Below are 20,845 nucleotides of genomic sequence, written 5' to 3'. Positions count from 1 at the left end.
CGGCAGTACTTGAATCGTTTCAAGAAAGTAGGACCGCCCGTGAAGGTCGTCCCTGCGCGTCGAGCGCGTTCCAGCCCGCCGTGGTGGTTCATGGCCCCGGCGCTGTTGCTGTTCGCCTTCGTCGTCCTGGTGCCGAGCGTGCGCGGGGTGTACTACGCGTTCACGGACTGGGACGGCCTGAGCCCGGACTTCTCGTTCGTGGGGCTGGGGAACTTCGCCGACATGGTCGCTGACGCCGACGCGCGGCAGGCCGTCTGGCACACCCTGGTGATCGCGGTGTCGATCACGGTCATCCAGAACGCGGTGGGCCTGGCGCTGGCCCTCGGGGTCAACACGGCCATCAAGTCGAGGAACCTGCTGCGGGTGTTCCTGTTCGCCCCGGCCGTGATCACCCCGATCGTGACCGCCTACCTGTGGCGGAACCTGCTCGGTCCGGACGGGGCCGTCAACAGCCTGCTCGGCGCGGTCGGCCTGGGTGGCTGGGAGCAGGACTGGCTGGGGGATCCCGATGTAGCCCTGTGGGCGGTGGTCGGAGTGATCGTGTGGCAGTTCGCCGGCTACTCGATGGTCATCTTCCTGGCGGGGCTCCAGTCGGTGCCCAAGGAGATCCATGAAGCCGCGGAGATCGACGGCGCCGGTCCTGTGCGCCGCTTCTGGTCGGTGACCCGGCCGCTGCTCGCCCCGGCGTTCACCATCAACCTGATGCTGTCGATCATCGGCGGGATCAAGCTCTTCGACCAAGTTTATGCGTTGACGGGCGGGGGCCCCGGGCACGCGACGGACACCATCTCCACCCTCATCTACAAGGATGCCTTCACCCTAGGGGAGTTCGGGTACAGCATTGCCCTCGCGGTGGTCCTCACGATCATCGTGGCCGTCGCCTCCACCGGCCAGTACCTGGCGCTCTCCCGCAACGAGAGGGCCGCGTCGTGAACCGCTACCGCCCTCGCACTCTCGCCCTCGAACTGGCGATGATCGCCGCCGCGCTCTTCGTCGGCTTCCCGGTCTACGTCCTGGTCAACCTCGCGGTCCGCCCCGCCTCGGACACCTCCTCGCCCATCAGTCCGACGACCTCGCCCACCCTCGACAACTTCACGACCGCCTGGCAGCAGGGCTCCCTCGGCGGGGCGTTGGCCAACAGTGTGCTGGTGACGGTGTGCAGCGTCGTCATCGTGCTGGCCGTCTCCTCCCTCGCCGCCTACCCGCTGGCTCGCATCACGGCCCGCTGGTCGAAGGGGACGTATCTTCTCGTTCTGCTCGGCCTGGTGCTGCCGTTCCAGCTCGCGTCGCTGCCGCTGTACCAGACCATGCGCGACATGGGCCTGCTCGGCACCCCGTGGGCACTGGTTCTGTTCTACTCCGGACTGCAGGTGCCGTTCACCGTCTTCCTTTACGTCGGCTTCCTGCGCGCCCTGCCCCGTGACTTCGAGGACGCCGCCCTCATCGACGGCTGCACCCCACTGCAAGGCTTCCGCTACGTCGTCCTGCCCATGCTCAAACCGATCACCGTGACCGCGCTCGTACTCAACGCGGTCGCCATCTGGAACGACTTCTTCACTCCGCTGCTGTACCTCAGCGGCAGCGCGCAGCAGACCATGCCGGTCGCGATCGCCGGATTCGTCGGTCAGTACGTCACGGACTGGAACCTCATCTTCGCCGCTCTGGTGATCAGCATCCTACCCGTGCTGCTCGTCTACTTCCTGCTCCAGCGCAGCATCATCAGCGGCTTCGCGGGCGGGCTCAAGGGATGACCTCCGTCGCCTTTTCCTCAAGGGAGACATCAATGAAGACACGCTTCACCACCGCCGTGGTCGCTGCGGCTACAGCCGCCGTACTTCTCGCCGCCTGTAGCGGTGGCACCAAGGCAGGCTCCGACGGAGAGGGTTCGAAGACCCTGACGCTCGCCTCCATCGACCAGGGTTCCGTCGAGGACGTCGTCAAGGCGTTCGAGAAGGCCAATCCGGGTGTCAAGGTCCGCTACACCACCAGCGGCGCCGACCAGTACCAGCAGCAGATCCGCACCCAGCTGTCCTCCGGCACCGCTCCGGATGTCATGTCGGTGTGGCCCGGCAACGGCAATCCGGGTGCCACGCAGGTGTTGGCGAAGCCGGGCTATCTGCGGGACCTGTCCGACCAGGCGTGGGCGGCGAAGATGCCGGAAGCGATCAAGAGTGTGGCCCAGTACGAGGGCAAGACTTATACCGCGGTCTTCGGCCAGAACGGCATTGGCGCGGTCTACAACGAGCAGGCGATGGACAAGGCCGGGCTGACCGCGCCGGAGACCTGGACGGAGCTGCTGGCATTCTGCCGGGACGCCAAAGCCAAGGGCACCCCGGCTTTCGCGCTGGGCAACCAGGACAACTGGGTGACTCAGCTGGTGCAATACGCCTTGGTCGCTACCACCGTCTACGGCCCTGACCGCGACTTCGACCAGAAGATGCAGGACGGGCAGGCCACCTTCGCCGGCTCGGCCTGGAAGACAGCCCTCGACAAGTACCTGACGATGGAGAAGACCGGCTGCTTCCAGAAGAACCCGTTGGGCACCAACTACGAGGCCAGTCAGGAACTTGCCGCCACCGGAAAGACGTTGGGCATTATCCAGGGCAATTGGGTCATCGCCCTGCTCGAGGGCAAGAACCCTCAGGGCACCTTCACGCTCAAGGCGCTCCCGGCGACTGACGCCCCGTCCGAGACCCTCATCCCTGCTGCGGCCGGCGCCGGCTATGGCGTCAACGCCAAGGCGAAGAACGAGGACCTGGCGCTGAAGTTCGTGAACTTCGTGATGTCGCCCCAGGGCATGAACTTGTTCGTCAAGAAGCAGGGCGGCCTGCCCTCGCTCCCCGACACCGGATACCAGGCCGACCCCTCACTGGCCGAGCTGTCGCAGTTCATCACTTCGAACCGCACCGTGCCGTTCATGGACCAGCTCTGGCCCAACGCCAAGGTGCAGCAGACCATGCTCAGCGGCCTCCAGGAGATCTTCAGCGACCAGTCCGCTCCGGACGAGGTGCTCAAGGCGATGGACGCCGACTACAAGGCAGGAGCCTGACCGACACCCACCGGCCGGCCTCACACCGGCTGAGCCACGCTCTCATTGAAACGTATCAATCGAAAGGGAGTTCGCATGTCCATGGAGCAGCACGGTGTGCCCAGCCGCAGACAGGTCGTCGGAGGCATGGTGGCCGCTGGAGTAGGGATGACGCTGCCGATCGGGGCGGCGCGGGCTGCCGAGGCCGTCGAAACCGAAACGCACGAACCGCACGTCACCGGCCTGTCGGTCGACGGCCGCACGGGCATTCTGCTCGGCATCGACGACACGGCGCCCAGACTCGGCTGGCGAACAGCGGGCGTGCCTGCCGGCTGGACGCAGACGGCGTACCGGATCCGTGCTGCGCGCAGTGCGCGAGACCTGCGCGAGGGCCGTTACCTGTGGGATTCAGGCAAGGTCCGTTCATCCGCCCAGAACGACATCGCGTGGGGTGGGCCGACGCTCACCTCCCGTCGGGAGGTCGTCTGGCAGGTGCAGGTGTGGGGTAAGGACGGGAGGGCCACGCCGTTCAGTCGCCCGGCGGCCTGGGAGATGGGCCTGCTCAAGCGGTCCGACTGGGGTGAGGCCCAGTGGATCGAGCACCCGGGCAGGAACCTTGACCAGCCCTTGCCGCTCCTCGCCCGCCCCTTCAGGGTCCGCGCGCACATCACCAAGGCGCGGCTGCATATCTCAGGCGTCGGTTTGCACCATGCCCTGCTCAACGGCCGGCCCGTCACCGACGAGGTACTCGCGCCCGGCAATTCCAACTACCAACTGTCCACCGAGTACCGCGTCCACGACGTCACCCCCCTCGTCCGCCGCGGCGCGAACACCCTCGGTGTCGAACTCGGCCATGGCACCGCCCTGGTCACCCGCTCCGTCACCAACCAGGCGACCGGCCGGACCGCCCCGTACAGCTGGTGGCAGAGCCAGTTCAAGGGCAGCGGCACTCTGGTCGCGTCGGCGTCGGCCGGGGCCACGAACGTCAAGGTCAGCGGCGTGACCGGCTACCACCTCGGCGGCACGATCAACATCGACACCGGCGCCGGTGGCGAACGGTTGGAGTCACGCACGATCACCGCCATTGGCACTGCCGGCCCCGACGGCACGGGCATCACCTTCGAACCGGCCCTCAGCGACGGACACGCCGACGGTGCGGCCGTCACCGGCTCCGGCAACCCGCTCGCGAGCACCGACCCCAGCGCTGGCGCCGCCGTGACGCCCCGCCTCATCGCCCGGCTGGAACTGACCGGCGCGGACGGTACGGTTCAGACCATCGTCAGCGACCGCTCCTGGAAGGCCGCACTCGGCCCGACGACACTGGCCAACTGGTACTCCGGCTCCGACTACGACGCCCGCCGCGAACAGCCCGGCTGGAGCGCACCTGGAGCCGACCTCGGCGAGAGCGCCAAGCGCCGCGACGGCACGCCCGTCGGCTGGGTGAGCGCCGGAATCGCACCGCCCCCGAACCTCACGACCGCCCTGGTCTGGCGGGTGGGCGAGCCCGTGAAGATCGCCGACAGGTTGCGGCCGACTCGGATCACACAGCCCCAACCAGGTGTCTGGGTCTTCGACTTCGGCCAGAACTTCGCCGGCTGGCCCCTGCTCAAGCTCGAGGGGACGGTGCCCGCGGGCACAACGGTCAAACTCCTTCCCTCCGAGTCCCTCAACGCCGATGGCACCGTCCACCAGGCGTCGCTCATGGGCGGCGGCGCGGCCCGCGGCACCCATCTCTTCGCGACGTACACCACGCACGGCGATCCCGATGGCGAGAGCTGGCATCCGCAGTTCCACTACTTCGGCATGCAGTGGATCCAGGTAACCGGACTGCCCGAGGGCTACACACCCACTGAGGAAACCCTCACCGGCCTCCAACTGCACGCGGATGTCCCGGCGGCGGGCGACGTGCGAACCTCCGACGACCGGATCAACCGCATCCACCGCATGGCCCGTTACTCGATCATGAGCAACACCATGTCCACGTTCACGGACTGCCCGGGCCGCGAGAAGCTGGCCTACCCTGCCGACTACCTCCAGCCCTTCAGCTCGCTGCACCGTACCTTCGGCTACGACGCCTACCTGCGCACGATGGAGCGGCACCTGGCGGAGGGCCAGTCCAGGTCCGGCGACAACATCGGCAACGTCGCCCTCAAAGCCCCGGTGTACGACTGGGGTTACACCGGCCGGTTCGGCGACGAGATCAACTGGGGCAACGGCATCATCCTCACGCCGTGGCTGCTTTACGAGACCTACGGCGACACCCAGACCATGGCCCGCTACTACCCCCAGATGCAGGCGTTCCTGGACTACATCAGGACCCGCAAGGCGGGCACCGGAGCGGACGCCTACATCGTCGACGCCGCCCTGGCCGACTGGATCGCCGCCGAGAACACCTCCGGCCGTATCACCGGCACTTGGGGCTACTACCAGATCGCCGAGCGGATGGCTCGGATGGCCGCGCTGATCGGCCGCGACGGCGACGCGCGCGAGTACCGCAACCTGGCATCCAACATCAAGGACGCCTTCAACGATGCCTTCTACAACACCGCCCTCGGCCGCTACACCAGCCAGGGCAACCAGGGCAGCACAGGGGCGACACAGGCCGCGCAGGCCTTCGCGCTCGTCGAGGGACTCGTCCCTGAGAGCGAGCGGGAACGGGTCCTGGATGCTCTGGTCGAATTGGTCTACGCCTACCAGCCGTCCGGCGGTGGACCGCACTTCAGCGCGGGCACCATCGGACTCGCCCCCACGGTGCGGGCCCTGATGGAAGCCGGCCGCGACGACGTACTCTGGGCCGTGCTGAAGGAGGACACTCAGCCGAGCTACGGCTTCTTCATGGCCCCCACCACGGCGAACCCCGACGGGCTGACCACCATCCCCGAGAACTGGGGTTTCGGCGCCTCGAAGAACCACATGATCCTCCTGCAGATCGAGGAGTGGTTCCACGCCGGCCTGGCCGGCATCCGCCAGGCGCGCGGCTCCGTCGGCTACCGCGAACTGGTCATCGACCCGCGCCCGATCGGCGACCTCACCGAAGTCGAGGGCCGCTACAGGACCCCCCGCGGTGAGGTCACCTCGCAGTGGACCCGCCGCAACGGCACCTTCCGTCTCGGAGTCTCGGTGCCGCCGAACAGCACGGCCGAGGTGCGAGTGCCGACACGGGACCACAAGGTGCCCGAGGCATCCAACGGTGCGGTGTTCCAGGGCTTCGAAGGCGACCGAGCCGTCTACCGGATTCCGTCCGGGACGTACGTCTTCATCGCCCGTGCGGCTATCTGAGTGTCGGCGAACCGAAGGGACGAAGGTGTGGCCAATGACATACCCGACGACGCAGGCTCGCGGAGCGCGCGAGGTCTCCGGCGCCGAAGCGTACTTTCGGCGACAGCCGGCGCGGCGCCGGTAGTGGCCGGTGCACTGGGCGGCGGCAGCACCGCCGCGGCGGCACCGGCAGATCACAGCGAAGCCGGCGCCGTATACGGACTGACCGTGGAACACCGGACCGACCCGCTCGGCGTGGACGCCACGCACCCCCGCCTCGGCTGGCGTATGCGCACGACCAGACACGGGCAGAGGCAGGGCGCCTACGAAGTCCTCGTGGCCGGTTCACCGGGCAAGCTCACCTCCGGCCGCGCGGACGCCTGGAGCAGCGGCATCGTCCACTCCTCCGAGTCCGTGACCATCCGCTACCGGGGCAAGCCACTGAAGCCCATGACCCGCTACTACTGGTCTGTCACCGTCTGGAACGCCGACGGCCGGCGGGTGGGCACCAGTCCCGTGGCCTGGTTCGAGACAGGCCTGATGAGCACCGACGGCATCACCGGTTGGGACGACGCCCAGTGGATCGGGATGAAGGGCAAGATACCTAACTCGCCCGGCGCACCGATGCTCCGCACGGAAGCCCGTCTCAAAGGCCCGGTCCGTGAGGCCCGCCTTTACCTGTCAGCCCTCGGGGTCTACGACGCCTACGTCAGCGGACACCCGGTGACAGTCCCACAGGACGGTGGCACCACCCGTGAACTGCTGCCCCCGGGCTGGACCAACTACGACGTACGCGCCACCTACCTCACCTACGACGTTACCCACCTAGTCGCCCGGGAACCGATCGTCACCCTCGCCGCCGTCCTCGGCAACGGCTGGTACAACGGCCGTATCTCTGAAGGCAGCACCTACTACGCCGAGGACGGCAACGCCCTCGCCCTCAAGGCCAAGCTGCTGATCCGCTATGCCGACGGCACGAGCCAGTCCGTCGTCACCCGGCCGGACGCCACATGGAAGGCCACCGACACAGGCCCACACAGAGCCAACGACATCTACGACGGCGAGACCTACGATGCCCGCAAACAACTGCCGGGCTGGACGGCGTCCGGTTTCGACGACTCCGCATGGTCGGACACCGCACCCATCCCCTGCGCCACCACGTACCCGGACGCCCGACTGGTCGCCTACCCGGCCGAGACCGCGCGGCTGATGAGCCGCTGGGATCGCAGACCGGAGTCGATCACCGTGTACACGGGAGTGACCGGGGAAGGCAGGGGCCGTATCGTCGCCGACCCGGACCGGACCGTGACCGACCCCCGGCAGGCGGCTGCAGCGTCGGTCACCATTGGCGCCAACGACACCGCCGTGTTCGATCTGGGCCAGAACATGGTCGGCGTCCCCCGCTACACGATCCGCGGCCCGGCCGGAGCCAGGGTTGAGTTCCGGTTCGGTGAGATCCTCAACGACAGCAGCGCCGGCGCGGACGGCCCCGAGGGCTCGCTGTACCGGGCCAACCTGCGCAGCGCCAAGGCCACCAGCACCTACATCCTCAAGGGCGACCGGCACGGGGAGACCCACCAGGACTCCCTCACCTTCTACGGCTTCCGCTACGTCTCCGTCACCGCGACGGAACGGGTCACGATCACGCGCCTGAGCGGCAAGGTCGCCACCTCCGCCATCCACGAGACGGGCAACCTCACCACCAACGACCCCGACACCAACCAGTTGATCAGCAACATCCGCTGGGGCCAGCGCGGCAACTACCTCTGGGTGCCCACCGACTGCCCGCAGCGCGACGAACGCCTGGGCTGGACCGGCGACACCCAGGTCTTCGCCCTCACCGGCCTCTACAACGCCGACGCCGGACCGTTCCTCGGCCACTTCCAGGACAGCGTCGTAGACTCCCAGGCCATCTACGGCATGGACAAGGCCCAGTTCACCGGAGTCGCTCCCGGTGGACGCTACAACTTCCCCGGAGGCGGCAGCGGTTGGGCGGACTGCGGGGTGATCCTCCCTTGGACCCTCTGGCAGATGACCGGCGACCCCACCGTCATCGAGCGCAGCTGGCCCGCCATGACCCGCTACCTAGACTGGATCCGGCACCAGACCGGCGACACTTACGCAGGCCAGGGATCCCTCACCGGCGACTGGCTCGCGCCGCAGAAGACCAGCGCTCAGCTCATGAGCGACGTCTACTACGGCTATGTTGCCCAGCTCATGGGACAGATGGCCCGAGCCATGGGCCGTGTGACGGAGGCCGCGGCCTACGAGCAACTCTTCACCAACATCAAGAGGACGTTCATCGGGAAGTATCTGAGCACCGACGGTGGCACCGTCACCGTCAGGTCCAGCCTCGGCAGCGCCTCCCCGATCGAACCGGGCGCCGACCCCGACCAGAGCACAGAGGACAACACCCAGTCCGCCCTGCTGTGGGTCCTCAAACTAGGGCTGTACGACACCGAGGCCCAACGCCGCACCCTCGTTGGCAACCTCGCGGACAACATCGGCAACGACGCGGACTACAAGGCAGCCCATCCGAACAGCAGCCGGGTCCAGTACGCCGAGAACACCCTCTCCGTCGGCTTCCTCGGCGTCAACGTCCTCGCCCCCGTACTGAGTGACGAGGGCCGCGTCGACCTGGCATACAAACTGCTGCACCAAGACGCGTCGCCGTCCTGGCTGTACTCGGTGAACAACGGCGCCACCACGGTGTGGGAACGCTGGAACTCCTACTCACAGGACCACGGCTTCGGCCCGGTCAGCATGAATTCCTTCAACCATTACGCCTATGGGGCCGTCATGGAGTGGATGTACAGCTACATGGCGGGCATCGCCCGCGATCCCAGCAGCCCCGGCTTCAGGCACTTCATCCTGCAGCCGCACCTCGACCCCACCGGAACGATCACCCAGGTCGCGGCCTCGCACGTGTCACCGTACGGCGAGATCATCAGCGAGTGGAGCGTCGGTGATACGGACACCACCCTCCGGTACAACGTGCAGGTTCCCGCGAACAGCGAGGCCACCTTGCGCATTCCGGCCGTCTCGGCCGACGCGGTCCGGGAAGGGCGATCGCCGCTGGCCCACCTGGACGGCGTGCGGTTCGGCGGACACGAATCCGGCGTGGCTTCGTACCGGCTGGCGCCGGGCTCATATCGCCTGACGTCCCGTATTCGCTGACGCTCAACTTGGGTTGATCACCGCTCTTCCGGCAACGACCGCGCCGGAAGAGCCGGGCCGGCCTGACCCGCCGGGACGAAATCAGGGAAGCCATTGGACTTTGGCACTTCGTGCATCCACGAACACGCCTGCGTCCGCTGCTCGATGCTCCGCCCCGAGCACGGCCGGCGTGGCCGCCTGGCCGAGATCCGCGACAACCTCACGCCCGCATCACCGAAGCCGAACGTGAAGGCTGGCTGGGCGAGCTGGAAGGACTTGAAGTCGGCCTCGCCGGAGCCCAGGACAAGCTCGCCCAGCTGGATGCCGAACAGGACCGCCGCAGCACCACTGTGGACCTCGGCATCCCCACCTTCCACGACGTCGCTGGCCGTCACGGCACCTCACACCTGCCGCCTGGGTAGAAGCGTCCCCTCACTTCTGGGGTGGCGTCGTCGCGAGGGCCACAGGCCCCGTTTCCGCCGGGGTGGCTCCTCGACAGGCCGGTGGCGGTACCGGCCTGTCGAGGGGGCACTCCCGATCAGGCGAGGTTCTGGGTGAAGAAATCGTCGAGCTTGTCGAAGGGGATGAGGTCCCTGCGGTCGTACAGGTCGACGTGGTCCGCGCCCGGGACGATCACGAGGCCGACGGTGTCGGGGGCCATCGCCTGGACGTCCTCGGAGTAGTAGCGGGAGTGCGCTTCGGCGCCGGCCACCAGGAGGGCCTTGCGGGGCGCCAGCATGTCGATGTTCGTCATTTGCCGGAAGGCGAAGAACGACATCGGCGTGGTCGCGGTCCACGCGGTGGTGGAGTTGATCGAGCGCGGGTGGTAGCCGCGCTCGGTGCGGTAGTAGTCGAAGAAGATCTTCGTGATCGGGTCGGCGTCCGCGGGGAGGGTCTTGGGCAGGACGCGGTTCGAGGGGGCGGGGTTGCCGTTCTTGTCGAAGGGGATCTCGTGGGACCCGCGCGCGTAGGTACCGTTCTCGGCGTCGGTCCAGCGTTGCCGGCTGAGGTGGTCCACGATCTTCTGGCGCTGCTCGCGCGTGTAGTAGTCCTCGTGGCCCCGGGACATGCTGCGCGACATGTCGTACATCACTGCTGTGGCGACCGCCTTGATACGGCTGTCCGCAGCCGCCGCGGTGAGCGCCATACCGCTCAAGCCGCAGATGCCCTGCACGCCGATCCGTTCGCGGTCGACGATCTTCTGCAGGCCGAGGAAGTCGACGGCGGCGCTGAAGTCCTCGGTGTAGATGTCGGGAGAGGCCACGTCGCGCACGGTGCCGCCGCTCTCCCCTGTGAAGGAGGGGTCGAAGGCGAGGGCGACGTAGCCGCGGCGGGCGAACTCGTTGGCGTAGAGCCCCGAGGACTGTTCCTTGACCGCGCCGAACGGGCCGCTGACAGCCAGGGCAGGCAGCTTGCCCCTGGCGCTCCTCGGTATGTAGAGGTCGGCTGCGACCTCAATGCCGTAGCGGTTCTTGAACCGCACCGAGGTCCGTTTGACATTCCTGTCCAGCGCGAACGTGTAGCCGCCCTTGCCGTTGGCCTTGCCTTGTCCTGTGGCGTCCGCGGCGCGGCCGGTGTCCGCACCGAAGGAGGGCACAGCCGTCAAGGAGGCGGCGGTGGCGGCTCCGGTGGCGGCGATCAGTCCGAGCGCTTTGCGACGTTCCATCGAGTGGTCCTCATATTCGATCGGGGGGTAAAGGCGCGACGGTCGGTGGTGTCGTGACCGAGGCGCGATTCCAGGAAAGTGCTTCTGCGCCAGCCGTGGCAGGTTGGGTTTATGGGGGGTACAAGCTCGACCCCCCAGCCCGCGGGCTGATGAACTGCTGCTGCAAACGGATGCAGTGGGTCACCGTCGGCCAGGCCCTCGATCGTGGTGACCTTGACGCCGTCCAGAGGGACCGCGAGGGTCAGGCAGATGTTCTGCCGTTGTCCGTCGACGAAGGAACGTGCACGCCCCGCAGGTCCCGGCGGCGCACCGCCAGCCGCGGTGCTGGTGGCGATGAAGGTGCGCCGGGTGGGGGCCAGGGACGGCTCGTCGGCCGCTCTGGGGGGCGGGTGTTTCGGATTCAGTAGACGTACGTACGTCTTCGCTTGACGGAGGGATCTGCCGCAGCAGGGCGGTACAGCAAGAGACGGGACCGTGCCGCTGCTGAAGCGCCGTGCATGTCGCAGCGGTGGCCCGGACCAAGGGTGGAGACGCGGACATCGGAAGAGCCCGCGTCTCCTTCCCGCGAGCGTGTGTCAGGGCTTGACGAGAACCTTGAGGCTCTTGCGGTCGGCCATGTCCTGGTAGCCGGCCGGGACGCCGTCGAGGTTCGTGGTGGCGTCGAAGACCTTGCCGGGCTCGATGGTGCCGTTGAGGATGTCGGGCATCAGTTCCTCGATGTAGGCGCGCACCGGTGCAGGTCCTCCGGCCAGGCGGATGTTGCGGCCGAAGAGGCTGTCGAAGCCGATCGGTGCCTCCTCGTACTGCGGGACGCCGACGCGGCTGATGACACCGCCCGGGCGGACGATCCCGACGGCCTGCTGGTAGGCGGGCATGTTGCCGACGCACTCCAGGACGACGTGCGTGCCGTGCCCTCCGGTCAGTTCCCGCACCTGAGCGATGCCTTCGTCACCGCGCGCGGAGACGATGTCGGTGGCGCCGAACTCCCGGCCGAGGTCGGTGCGCGCCTGGTGGCGGCCCATGAGGATGATCTGTTCAGCGCCCAGGCGCTTGGCCGATAGCACTCCCAGCAGGCCGACCGCGCCGTCACCGATCACGGTCACGCGGGTGCGCTCGCTCACGCCGCCCGCGAGGGCGGCGTGGTAGCCGGTGCCGAGGACGTCCGAGAGGGTCAGCAGGGACGGGATCAGGGCTGAGTCCGGGGCGACGGGGAGTTTGACGAGCGTGCCGTCGGCGAGCGGGACGCGGACCGCTTCGGCCTGGCCGCCCTCCTCGGCTTCGCCGTCCCAGAAGTTGGCCTGGGCGTGGGCGCAGGAGGTGTGCAGGCCCTCGCGGCAGAATTCGCAGGTGTTGTCGGAGATGGCGAAGGGGGCGACGACCAGGTCTCCGCGCTTGACCGTGGTAACCTCCGCGCCGGTTTCCTCGACGATGCCGACGAACTCGTGGCCCATCCTCGCGGGCCCGTCCTCGGGCTTCTTCGAGGCGTATGGCCACAGGTCGCTGCCGCAGACGCAGGAGGCGGTGATCCGGACCAGCGCGTCGGTGGGCAACTTGACGACGGAGTCTGGGACGTTCTCGACGCGGACGTCGCCGGCGCCGTAGAGGAGGGTTGCGCGCATCGGTGATGCTCCATTCCTTGTGGTGGGTGATGGGGGGCGGGTGGTTCAGGGTGTGTGCTCGCGTGCTGTCCGGAGCGGGAGACGGCCGTCATCACCCTCACCGCTCCGACAGAGTTTCGTCGTATTCATGGGTATTGAGGGTTTTGTGTCTCGTGCGGCAGGGGTCTCCGTGAGGGCCTGGACGCCTGTTGCGGAGGGGCGGCGCCGGGTGAGAGCGATGGCGGTGGTGGGGATCAGGGTGAGGGCGGCGATGGCGGTGCCGACGACGGCGGGGCCGGTGGTCCCGAGCGAGGTGTCGAGGGTGAGGCCGGCGATCCAGGAGCCGATGGCGGTGCCGAGGTTGAATGCCGAGACGGTCAGGGCGGAGGCCAGGACGGGTGCTCGGCGTGCGAAGCGGACGGCCAAGGACATCAGCACCGGGTTGGCGCCGAGCCCGAAGAAGCCCAGCAGGGCGATCAGAATGATGGTGGGCACGGCGTAGCCGGCCAGCAGGGAGATCGCCAGGAGCAGGAGGGCAGCTCCTGCGGCGGCCGTGATGGTCACTGTGTAGGGGCGGCGGTCGCCCAGACGGCCTCCGACGAGTGAGCCGGCCAGGGCGCCGAGGCCGAACCCGACCAGGACCAGGGGCACGATCCCGGACGCGATGCCCGACCGGTCGGTCAGCAGCGGCGCAATGTAGGAGTACGCCGCCAGCACACCGCCGGTCGTGGTGGCGCAGGCTGCCAGCACCAGCCACAGGCGGCCGGAGCGCAGAGCGGTCAGCTCAGAGCGGATCGATACCGCCTGCTGGTCGCTGCCGTCGTGGGGGACGGTGCGGGAGATGAGCGCGATGGCCGCCGCGGAGAGGGCTGCGAGGGTCCAGAAGGGTCCGCGCCAGCCCACGATCTGCCCGGCGAATGCGCCCAGTGGCACGCCGACGACGTTGGCGAGCATGGCGCCGGCGCCGACCAGTCCCAGGGCGCGGGCACGGGCGGCAGGGCCCGCGGCGCGTGCGGCGGCCACATTGGCCACCGCCCAGAAGGCGCCGGTGGCGATCGCGGTCAGGAAACGCGCCGCCAGGACCAGGGTGAAGTTCGAGCTCAGGGCGACGATGACGTGCCCGGCGGCGAAGAGGCCCAGGGCAATCATCAGTGTCAGCCGCTTGGGCAACCGCAAGGTGAGCATCGCCATCAGCGGCGCGCCGACGATCATCCCGATGGCGAAGACGGTGATCAGCAGGCCGGTCTGGGCGACGCTGACCTGTAGGTTGCCTGCGATCTCGGGCAGCAGGCCGGCCACGACGAACTCGGTGGTGCCCATCAGGAACGTGCCGAGCGCGAGCACGTGGACGACGAGCGGAGGACTGGCACGCGGTGCCTGGTGAGGCTGCTCCGTCCGTGCTTCGGTGGGGGCGTGGAGGGTCGCTCCTCGCGTACTCAAGGTTCATCTCCGTGTGGTCTGGATCGGGGTACGTGTCCCAGGAGACCGGCTTCCGCGCAGGTGGAGAAGGTCGTGTTTATAGGGGGGACAAGCTCAACCTCCCTTGGCGCCCCTCGCTGGCTACCGTGGATTGCATGGACGACCGAAGCGATCACCGTGCCGAGATCCGGGACTTTCTTGCCAGCCGCCGCGCGAAGATCACCCCGGAGCAGGCCGGGCTGCCCACCAGCGGCCGCCGCCGGGTCCCCGGGCTTCGGCGTGAGGAAGTCGCCGTACTGGCCGGAGTGAGTACCGAGTGGTACACCCGGCTGGAGAAGGGCCACATCAGCGGAGTGTCCGAAGACGTGCTGGCCGCGGTCTCTCAGGCCCTGCAGCTGGACGAGGACGAACGCACCTACCTGTTCGACCTGGCCCGCGCCGCCCGGCCCGCCCGCCGCACGCCGTCCCGCCGCAGGGACGTCGAAGTCCCGCCACGCATCCAGTGGCTGCTCGGTTCCATCACGATGTCCGCCGCCTTCGTACGCAACGGCCGCCTGGACGTCATCGCCCACAATGCGCTCGGCCGGGCCCTGCACGCGCCGATGTTCGACAGCCGCACCACCGACAAACGCGGCCGTCCCAACTTCGCCCGCTACCACTTCCTCGACCCCGGCTCACAGGAATTCTTCGTCGACTGGGACGCCGGCGCCGCCGCCACCGTCGCGTTGCTACGTGCCGAGGCCGGACGTGAACCGCATGATCGGGCGCTGCGCGAGCTGATCGGTGAGCTGTCCACGCTCAGCGCCGAATTCCGCACGATGTGGGCCGCACACGACGTCCGTATCCGCCACGACGGCATCAAACGGCTCCACCATCCCGAGGTCGGCCTCCTGGAGCTGACCTACCAGTCTGTGAACCTGCCCGTGTCTCAACGGACCGTGCACGACCTGAGCCTCTACACCGCCGAACCGGACAGCACCTCCGAAGAGCGCCTCAGACTCCTCGCCAGCCTGGCAGCCACCCCCATCCAGGCGACGGAGCCCACCGACCAGCTGCATTGAGCGCTGAATCGGCGACGGCGAGTCCGGGCTCGCCGCCAGCTACAACGTGCACCGCCTCGGCCTTGACCTTCTCATCCTCAACGCCTCAACCACCGCCGACGGAGCGTGGCAGGGCGGCGCCTCAGCCGATGGCAGCAGACTCCGGGCTGCGGCGAGAATCTGCTCAAGTGGGCCGTCAGGGCCGCACGCTACATCTACGCGCTACGGATTGGTCTTGCGTGCCGAGTACCGCGAAACAGACCGTCGGGTTCGGACCGCGTAGCCCCCGTGACGATCACCATGCAGAACTAAGCGCTCACCTGGACCGACGCCGACGGCGCACCCCGCGCGTCCGCAGTCGCATACGACAAGCCCACCGCCGGACAACGCCGGACAGAAATCGATAAGGCCCACGCCACGGACATAGAGCTCGTGCCCGTCAGGCCCGGGCAGCTTGCCGGCCCGAAGGCGTAGCGTGCGGACGTCCGCGCCTTGCATCTAGCCAACCGTCAGGGACACCCCGTTCCCCAACACAATCAATGTCCCCACGATGACGCCGACCACGACCAGGACGACGATCAGCCGGGTCGTTCGATGCTCCTCGGCGATAGCGAACCGAACCGTCCGCCACCACTCCGCATTGAGCTTCATGCTCCTCACCCCTCCATCTATGCAGGTGAGTTGAGCTTGCAAGGCCCCTCTAGAGCGCCTCCCTCACGGATACACACCGACGCAGCGGGACTTACCGGTTATCTCACCTGGTTTCTGAGTGACCGGTGACCTATTCCGTAGCTCCGCAACGTGGGGAGAAGTGTCGTGCCAGTATCAGCAAGCCGAGCGGTGGAGATCCCTGACTCGGTTCCTCCCGGTCCGCTCAGAACTTGGATGGAGCGGCGCAAGAGGGCGGGAACGCCGTCCCTGTCTGCGATCGCTGAGCTAGCCACAGCCAGAGGGCAGAAGGTCAGCACGGCAACGGTGCGGCGCATGCTGCTCGGCGAGACGTGCAGTGCGGGCCCTGCGACTGCCGTGGCCTACACCCTGGCGGAACTCGACAGCCGCCCTGTGTCCGGCAATCCGTCGGACGACTGGGATTCATTTGATGAGCAACTACGCAGACCGCTGGAGGCTGCGCACGGCGATTTCAATCAGCCGCCCAGTTTCTTGGAACAGGCCAAGCCGTTGCCCTACTGCCCTGATCGACGAGGGCAGGGGATGCGCTTGCACCGCCACACATTCATGCATGTGGAGGGCCCATTAGCTCGGGGTGAAGCCCATCAAAGCGCCGCTCGCGCTGCGGCAGCAGCCGCTCCAGGCGGTTCCACAACTCATCTGACACGATCCACGGCAACGTCCCCACACCGGACGAACGCTCAACTACCGCCCTCGATACGGCCATCAGGACCAATCCACCTCATTGTGCTGGCTGTCGTTAGTCAGCAACGCGAACTCCCCGTGGCCAGCCCCGCCAGCTGACCCGCGCGCGGCGAAGGCAAAACTGTCATCGTGCCGGTGAAGACGGTGGCTGCCGTGTCGCCCATGGCGTGCATCCAGACCATGATGAGGTCCTGAGGTGATGCGCTGACCTTCCCGCTCCCATGTGCCCACCGAGGGTGGCAGCGGTGCCGATCGCGACCGTTGTGTGGCGGGTGGTCATGGGTGAAGGTGCTGGCCCGGTGCGGGGCTGGTTGCACCGCGTAGCCGCGGGTGCCAGGTGGGCGGCGGACGATTTCGAGGATGAGCCTGTGGCGTGCAGCCAAGCGCACCACCCGTGACGTGCGAATCGCCGGTCAACGAAGCGGGATGAGAAGACCGAGGGCCTGATCGCGGCAGTTGACGTTGAGGTTTTGTGGGACTGGCGGGGGAGGGTTCTGGTCCTCGGCCATCCATCCCCACCGCTCGTGGCCCGCCAGAATAGACTGTCCGGCTCGGCGACCTTGGCGTGCGTGGGCGACCCGCCGGCGCGTCAGCGAGATGCCGAAGCCGGAAGGTCGATCGTGGTGCCACAGATGGTGCCCGACCCAGCTGAGTCGGCACAGACAGTTGACCACGGCGGCTGGCGCCGGGTAGATTCAATGCGATCCGCGTCGATCCTGATGGACGCGATGTGTCAGTGACGCGTTGCCTGACCTGCTCCAGGGCGATGCGACCGGTGCGGCGGCGCTCGGTGCAGAGCAGGTCGGTGATCAGGTAGCCGTTGAGGACGAGGAACACGTCGGCAGCGAGAAGCCGCCGGGCAGCCAGAATGGGACCGCGCAGATCGACGCAGGGGTATTGTCACCGCCGCGTCGTCCACGTGCGGTTCGGCCACGTTGGCGCTGTCGATGTCGACCGACGACAACCCCGCACCGGGCTTCACCGGAGGGGCCAGCACCAGCGCGAAACCGTGCACGAGTGCCCGCTCGGCGACCGCCGCGGCCACATCCGTGGAGAAGCCGAGCAGGGACGGACTGCCCGCACCGGCGATCGGAATCGACGACGCGAGCGCGATCGCCCTGGCCTGCCCCTGCGCAGCCGCTGAGCGCGGAGGCCGAGCGGGTGGCCCAGCTCGGCCGCGAGCCGCTTCACCCACTCCCGGGTGCGCAGATCGACCTTCCCCAGCCCGTTGAGGGCGTGCGAGATGGTCGTACGGGAGACGGAAGCGGTCCTGGCGACACGGAAGCGGCCCTGGCGACATCGGCCTTTGTCGGCGGCCGGTCGAACAGGGGGCGATGTCGGGCACCTCGGCGATTTTTCCTCCATCGACGGGGCGGGGAGACACCCGTTCGGGGGCAAGCACGTCGGGTCCAGCCCGGCGGACGGGTAGTCGACGGCACATGCCCTTTAGATTCGGTGCGTCGGCTGACGGCCACGCCGCGCATCACGGCCACAGATTCGCTCGGCTCCATCGGCGGGTGCTCACGTCGTGGGTGGGGCTCGCCTGGAACCGGGGGCGCGAGATGGAGCTGATGCATCGTGCCATGGGCTTCGCGGCGCTGTGCTTCCTCACGCTGCTGCCGTTGTTGGTCGTCGTCGCGGCGGGAGACCTCGCGAGAGGTCAGGGCTTCGCCAAGTGGCTGGTTCAGGGCCTGGGTGTGTCGGCGGTCTCGCAGGAGGAGGTCGAGCGGATGTTCGGCCAGCCGGGGCAGGCGCTGCAGCGCACCACGGCGCTCGGCCTCGCCGCGCTGGCCGCGTTCGGTGTGACCTTCGGCTCGGCCGTACAGACCGGGTACGAGCGAGTGTGGGACCTGCCGATGGCGCGCTGGCACACGATGTGGCGCCATGTCGTCTGGCTGGCCGTACTGATCGGCTCCCTGCTGCTGTTCTTCGCCGCGCCCACCCCCGAGGAGTCGTCCGCCCTGAAGACGGTGCTGGTCGCCGGGGTCGATGTGGTCGGTGCGTTCGTCTTCATCTGGTGGTCGCAACGGCTGCTGCTCTGCGGTCGCATTCGTTGGCGGGCGCTCGCGCCCGGGGCTGCGGCGACGGCCCTGGGGCTCCTCGGGCTGCGGGTCTTCTCCCAGTACATCTTCTCGCCGCTGATCGCGTCGAACACGGTGACGTACGGGCCGTTCGGGACCGTTCTGGTTCTGCAGTCCTGGCTGGTCGGCGTGGGTTTCGTGGTGTATGGAGGTGCTCTGGTCGGTCGGCTCTTCTACGAGTATCTGGAGCGGCGCCGGCTCACCGTGCAAGCGGCCACACGGCCGCCGCTGTCATGAACGGAAGCCCTGCGGAATGGTGGTCACTGCTGCTGTAATCCACCGGACCCTCGCGGGGGCGCCCGCGGCAAAGGAGTCGTGCCGTTCGCCAAGAGGTTGATGCCACCCGGAAGTAATACGGGTTCTGGCCCAGGGCGCGGTGATGGTGGCCTGGGGTGCCAGGGTTCTGTCTTCCAGGTCTGGATGCGTTCCCTGGTGGCCGCGGCCAGGAGTGTCGTGTCGCCGACCGGGGGGGGCGAGCGCGGCGGGTACGCCGGGCCCTGCCCGGAGACTCAATTCTTCAGGTGCCGGTCATCTTTTCGAGGTGGTTGGCGCGGCTGTGCGATTCCTAGGATCACCGCGTGCGATGGCGACGGGTACTTGTACTTGGCTTGGCTGGCGTGCTGGTGGCTGCGGCTGCCGTTGGTGTCTACTCCTACGGTTCGTTCTTCGGGTGGTGGGCCCGACCCACCGTCCGCGACGCGCCGGAGGCGGAACCGGCGGCCGTGGAGCCACTCGTGAGCGGGCTGCGCCACCCCTTCGACCTGGCGTTCCTTCCCGATGGGTCTGCGCTCGTCACCGAGCGGGAGAACGGCCGTCTGCGGAAGGTCACCCCGGACGGGCAGCTGAGCGAGGTCCGCACGATCGACGAGATCGCCGAGCCGGTTCGCCAAGCCGGGCTCCAAGGGGTGGCGGTGTCCCCCACCTACGAGCGGGACGGCTGGATCTACCTCTACTACACCACCGCACAGGACAGCCGGGTGAGCCGGCTGAGGCTGGACTCGTCCGCTCCGCCCGAGCCGATCCTGACCGGCATACCCAGCGGCGAGATCCACAACGGCGGGCGGATCAGGTTCGGCCCGGACGGCATGCTCTACGTCACCACCGGGGAAGCCGACGAGCGTGCCAGGGCACAGGACCGCGACGACCTCGGCGGCAAGATCCTGCGCGTCACGCCGGCGGGCAAGCCCGCACCCGGCAACCCGATCGAGAATTCACCGGTCTACAGCTGGGGCTTCCGCGACCCGCAGGGGCTCGCCTGGGACGACAAGGGCCGGTTGTACGTCTCGGAGTTCGGCCACCACAACCTCGACGAGTTGAACCGGGTCGAAGCCGGTGCCAACTACGGCTGGCCCGAGCTGGAAGGCACTGGGGGCGAGCCCGACTTCACTGACCCGATAGCGACCTGGAAACCCGCCGACGCCTCGCCCAGCGGGATGACGTACCACGACGGCCGGATCTGGGTCGCCTGCCTGCGCGGGGAGCGGCTCTACCGGATAGCCACCGACGGCTCGTCCGCCGAGCAGTTGCTGACCGGTGAGTACGGCCGGCTGCGGCTCGTGACGGAGGCTCCGGACGGTTCGCTGTGGGTACTGACCAACGGCCGACCCGGCCCCGACCACGACATGATCCTCCGGGTGACCCCGTGACGCCCGATTCCACCGCAAGCGACTGTAAGAAGACACACCTGCCGCATTCGCGAGTCACGCCAGTACCTCGACCGCGGCGTCTTCCTCCTCGCGGAGCTCGGGTAGTTCTGCCCACTCACCGACTACATAGCCTGGGAACACCAGCAGACCCGCGCCAACGTCTGGGCCGGCGAACTGGTGCGCTGGCTTCCCCGGCATGAACCTTCCTGGTGGGGTTCGCCGTCACGGCCGCTCAGTTCCTGGCCTCCCGGAACTTCGAGCCGTTTAACGGCGCCGCGGCCTTCACCGCATACGCGGTGGCCATCGGCTTCGGCATCTCGGTCTTCAACCTTGCCGCGTATGACGACCTCAGGCCACGGGAGACCGTGGACACCTACGCCCGTTCGATGACGGGCGCGACCCTGGGGGCACTCGCCGGACCGCGGGTGGGCCTTTTTGTAAAAGAACGACGCCCGCACCAGCGGGAGACGAACCGGTGGACGGTCACGCTGGCCGCGGTCGCCGCCGGGATCTTCTCTCGACTGTCAGTCTCGCCCTGCACACTGACGACCATGACAAGCACACAGAACCAGGGGAACC

General features: G+C 67.9%; 15 protein-coding genes. 9 read left to right on the top strand and 6 right to left on the bottom strand.

What is annotated here, in order from left to right; all coding sequences use genetic code 11:
• Nucleotides 1–39: 39 nt before the first annotated feature.
• The 5 genes from ACGFW6_RS00480 to ACGFW6_RS00460 all read left to right on the top strand — a co-directional run bounded on the left by ACGFW6_RS00480 (nt 40) and on the right by ACGFW6_RS00460 (nt 9,463).
• Nucleotides 40–933, top strand: a complete 894-nt coding sequence (locus tag ACGFW6_RS00480) for a carbohydrate ABC transporter permease (RefSeq protein ID WP_393502903.1) — start codon at nt 40–42, stop codon at nt 931–933.
• On the top strand, nt 930–1,751 hold the full coding sequence (locus ACGFW6_RS00475) for a carbohydrate ABC transporter permease (RefSeq protein WP_393502901.1): 822 nt from the start codon (nt 930–932) through the stop codon (nt 1,749–1,751). The genes ACGFW6_RS00480 and ACGFW6_RS00475 overlap by 4 nt, the downstream gene beginning before the upstream one ends.
• A gap of 32 nt (nt 1,752–1,783) precedes the next feature.
• On the top strand, nt 1,784–3,049 hold the full coding sequence (locus tag ACGFW6_RS00470) for an ABC transporter substrate-binding protein (RefSeq protein WP_393502899.1): 1,266 nt from the start codon (nt 1,784–1,786) through the stop codon (nt 3,047–3,049).
• A 75-nt stretch (nt 3,050–3,124) separates the two neighbouring features.
• Nucleotides 3,125–6,307 (top strand): family 78 glycoside hydrolase catalytic domain, encoded by a 3,183-nt coding sequence (locus ACGFW6_RS00465; RefSeq protein ID WP_393502898.1) that lies wholly within the window; start codon nt 3,125–3,127, stop codon nt 6,305–6,307.
• A 207-nt stretch (nt 6,308–6,514) separates the two neighbouring features.
• A complete protein-coding gene (locus ACGFW6_RS00460) occupies nt 6,515–9,463 on the top strand; it encodes a family 78 glycoside hydrolase catalytic domain (RefSeq protein ID WP_393502896.1) in 2,949 nt (982 codons plus the stop codon).
• Between the two features lie 17 nt (nt 9,464–9,480).
• Here the strand turns inward: ACGFW6_RS00460 and ACGFW6_RS00455 are convergent, their stop codons facing one another.
• The 4 genes from ACGFW6_RS00455 to ACGFW6_RS00440 form a co-directional block, all read right to left on the bottom strand.
• Nucleotides 9,481–9,837: a hypothetical protein gene (locus ACGFW6_RS00455; RefSeq protein WP_393502894.1), complete on the bottom strand. Its 357-nt coding sequence runs from the start codon at nt 9,835–9,837 to the stop codon at nt 9,481–9,483.
• A gap of 143 nt (nt 9,838–9,980) precedes the next feature.
• Nucleotides 9,981–11,108, bottom strand: coding sequence for an alpha/beta hydrolase (locus ACGFW6_RS00450; RefSeq protein WP_393502893.1), 1,128 nt, complete (start codon nt 11,106–11,108; stop codon nt 9,981–9,983).
• Nucleotides 11,109–11,683: 575 nt separating this feature from the next.
• Nucleotides 11,684–12,727: a zinc-dependent alcohol dehydrogenase family protein gene (locus tag ACGFW6_RS00445; protein ID WP_393502891.1), complete on the bottom strand. Its 1,044-nt coding sequence runs from the start codon at nt 12,725–12,727 to the stop codon at nt 11,684–11,686.
• Nucleotides 12,728–12,772: 45 nt separating this feature from the next.
• Nucleotides 12,773–14,146, bottom strand: a complete 1,374-nt coding sequence (locus tag ACGFW6_RS00440) for an MFS transporter (RefSeq protein WP_393502889.1) — start codon at nt 14,144–14,146, stop codon at nt 12,773–12,775.
• 134 nt (nt 14,147–14,280) lie between these two features.
• On the opposite strand from ACGFW6_RS00440, the gene ACGFW6_RS00435 reads away from it, so the two are divergent.
• Complete coding sequence (locus tag ACGFW6_RS00435) at nt 14,281–15,186, top strand: helix-turn-helix transcriptional regulator (protein WP_393502887.1); 906 nt, start codon at nt 14,281–14,283, stop codon at nt 15,184–15,186.
• Nucleotides 15,187–15,663: 477 nt separating this feature from the next.
• Here ACGFW6_RS00435 and ACGFW6_RS00430 read toward each other — a convergent pair whose 3' ends face one another.
• On the bottom strand, nt 15,664–15,816 hold the full coding sequence (locus tag ACGFW6_RS00430; RefSeq protein ID WP_393502885.1) for a hypothetical protein: 153 nt from the start codon (nt 15,814–15,816) through the stop codon (nt 15,664–15,666).
• Between the two features lie 1,701 nt (nt 15,817–17,517).
• Nucleotides 17,518–17,904 (bottom strand): LacI family DNA-binding transcriptional regulator, encoded by a 387-nt coding sequence (locus tag ACGFW6_RS00425; protein ID WP_393502883.1) that lies wholly within the window; start codon nt 17,902–17,904, stop codon nt 17,518–17,520.
• Between the two features lie 74 nt (nt 17,905–17,978).
• On the opposite strand from ACGFW6_RS00425, the gene ACGFW6_RS00420 reads away from it, so the two are divergent.
• From ACGFW6_RS00420 to ACGFW6_RS00410, 3 genes are all read left to right on the top strand, one after another.
• Nucleotides 17,979–18,857: a YhjD/YihY/BrkB family envelope integrity protein gene (locus tag ACGFW6_RS00420; protein ID WP_393502881.1), complete on the top strand. Its 879-nt coding sequence runs from the start codon at nt 17,979–17,981 to the stop codon at nt 18,855–18,857.
• A 497-nt stretch (nt 18,858–19,354) separates the two neighbouring features.
• The gene (locus ACGFW6_RS00415; protein WP_393502879.1) at nt 19,355–20,266 is read left to right on the top strand and encodes a PQQ-dependent sugar dehydrogenase; all 912 of its coding nucleotides are present in this window, start codon (nt 19,355–19,357) and stop codon (nt 20,264–20,266) included.
• A gap of 126 nt (nt 20,267–20,392) precedes the next feature.
• Nucleotides 20,393–20,656, top strand: coding sequence for a hypothetical protein (locus ACGFW6_RS00410; protein WP_393505021.1), 264 nt, complete (start codon nt 20,393–20,395; stop codon nt 20,654–20,656).
• The last annotated feature ends 189 nt before the right edge of the window (nt 20,657–20,845 follow it).

Origin of the sequence: Streptomyces sp. Y7 (genome assembly GCF_043195415.1) — a bacterium.
Classification (GTDB): Bacteria; Actinomycetota; Actinomycetes; order Streptomycetales; family Streptomycetaceae; genus Streptomyces.
This window is presented reverse-complemented; position numbering and strand designations above follow the sequence as displayed.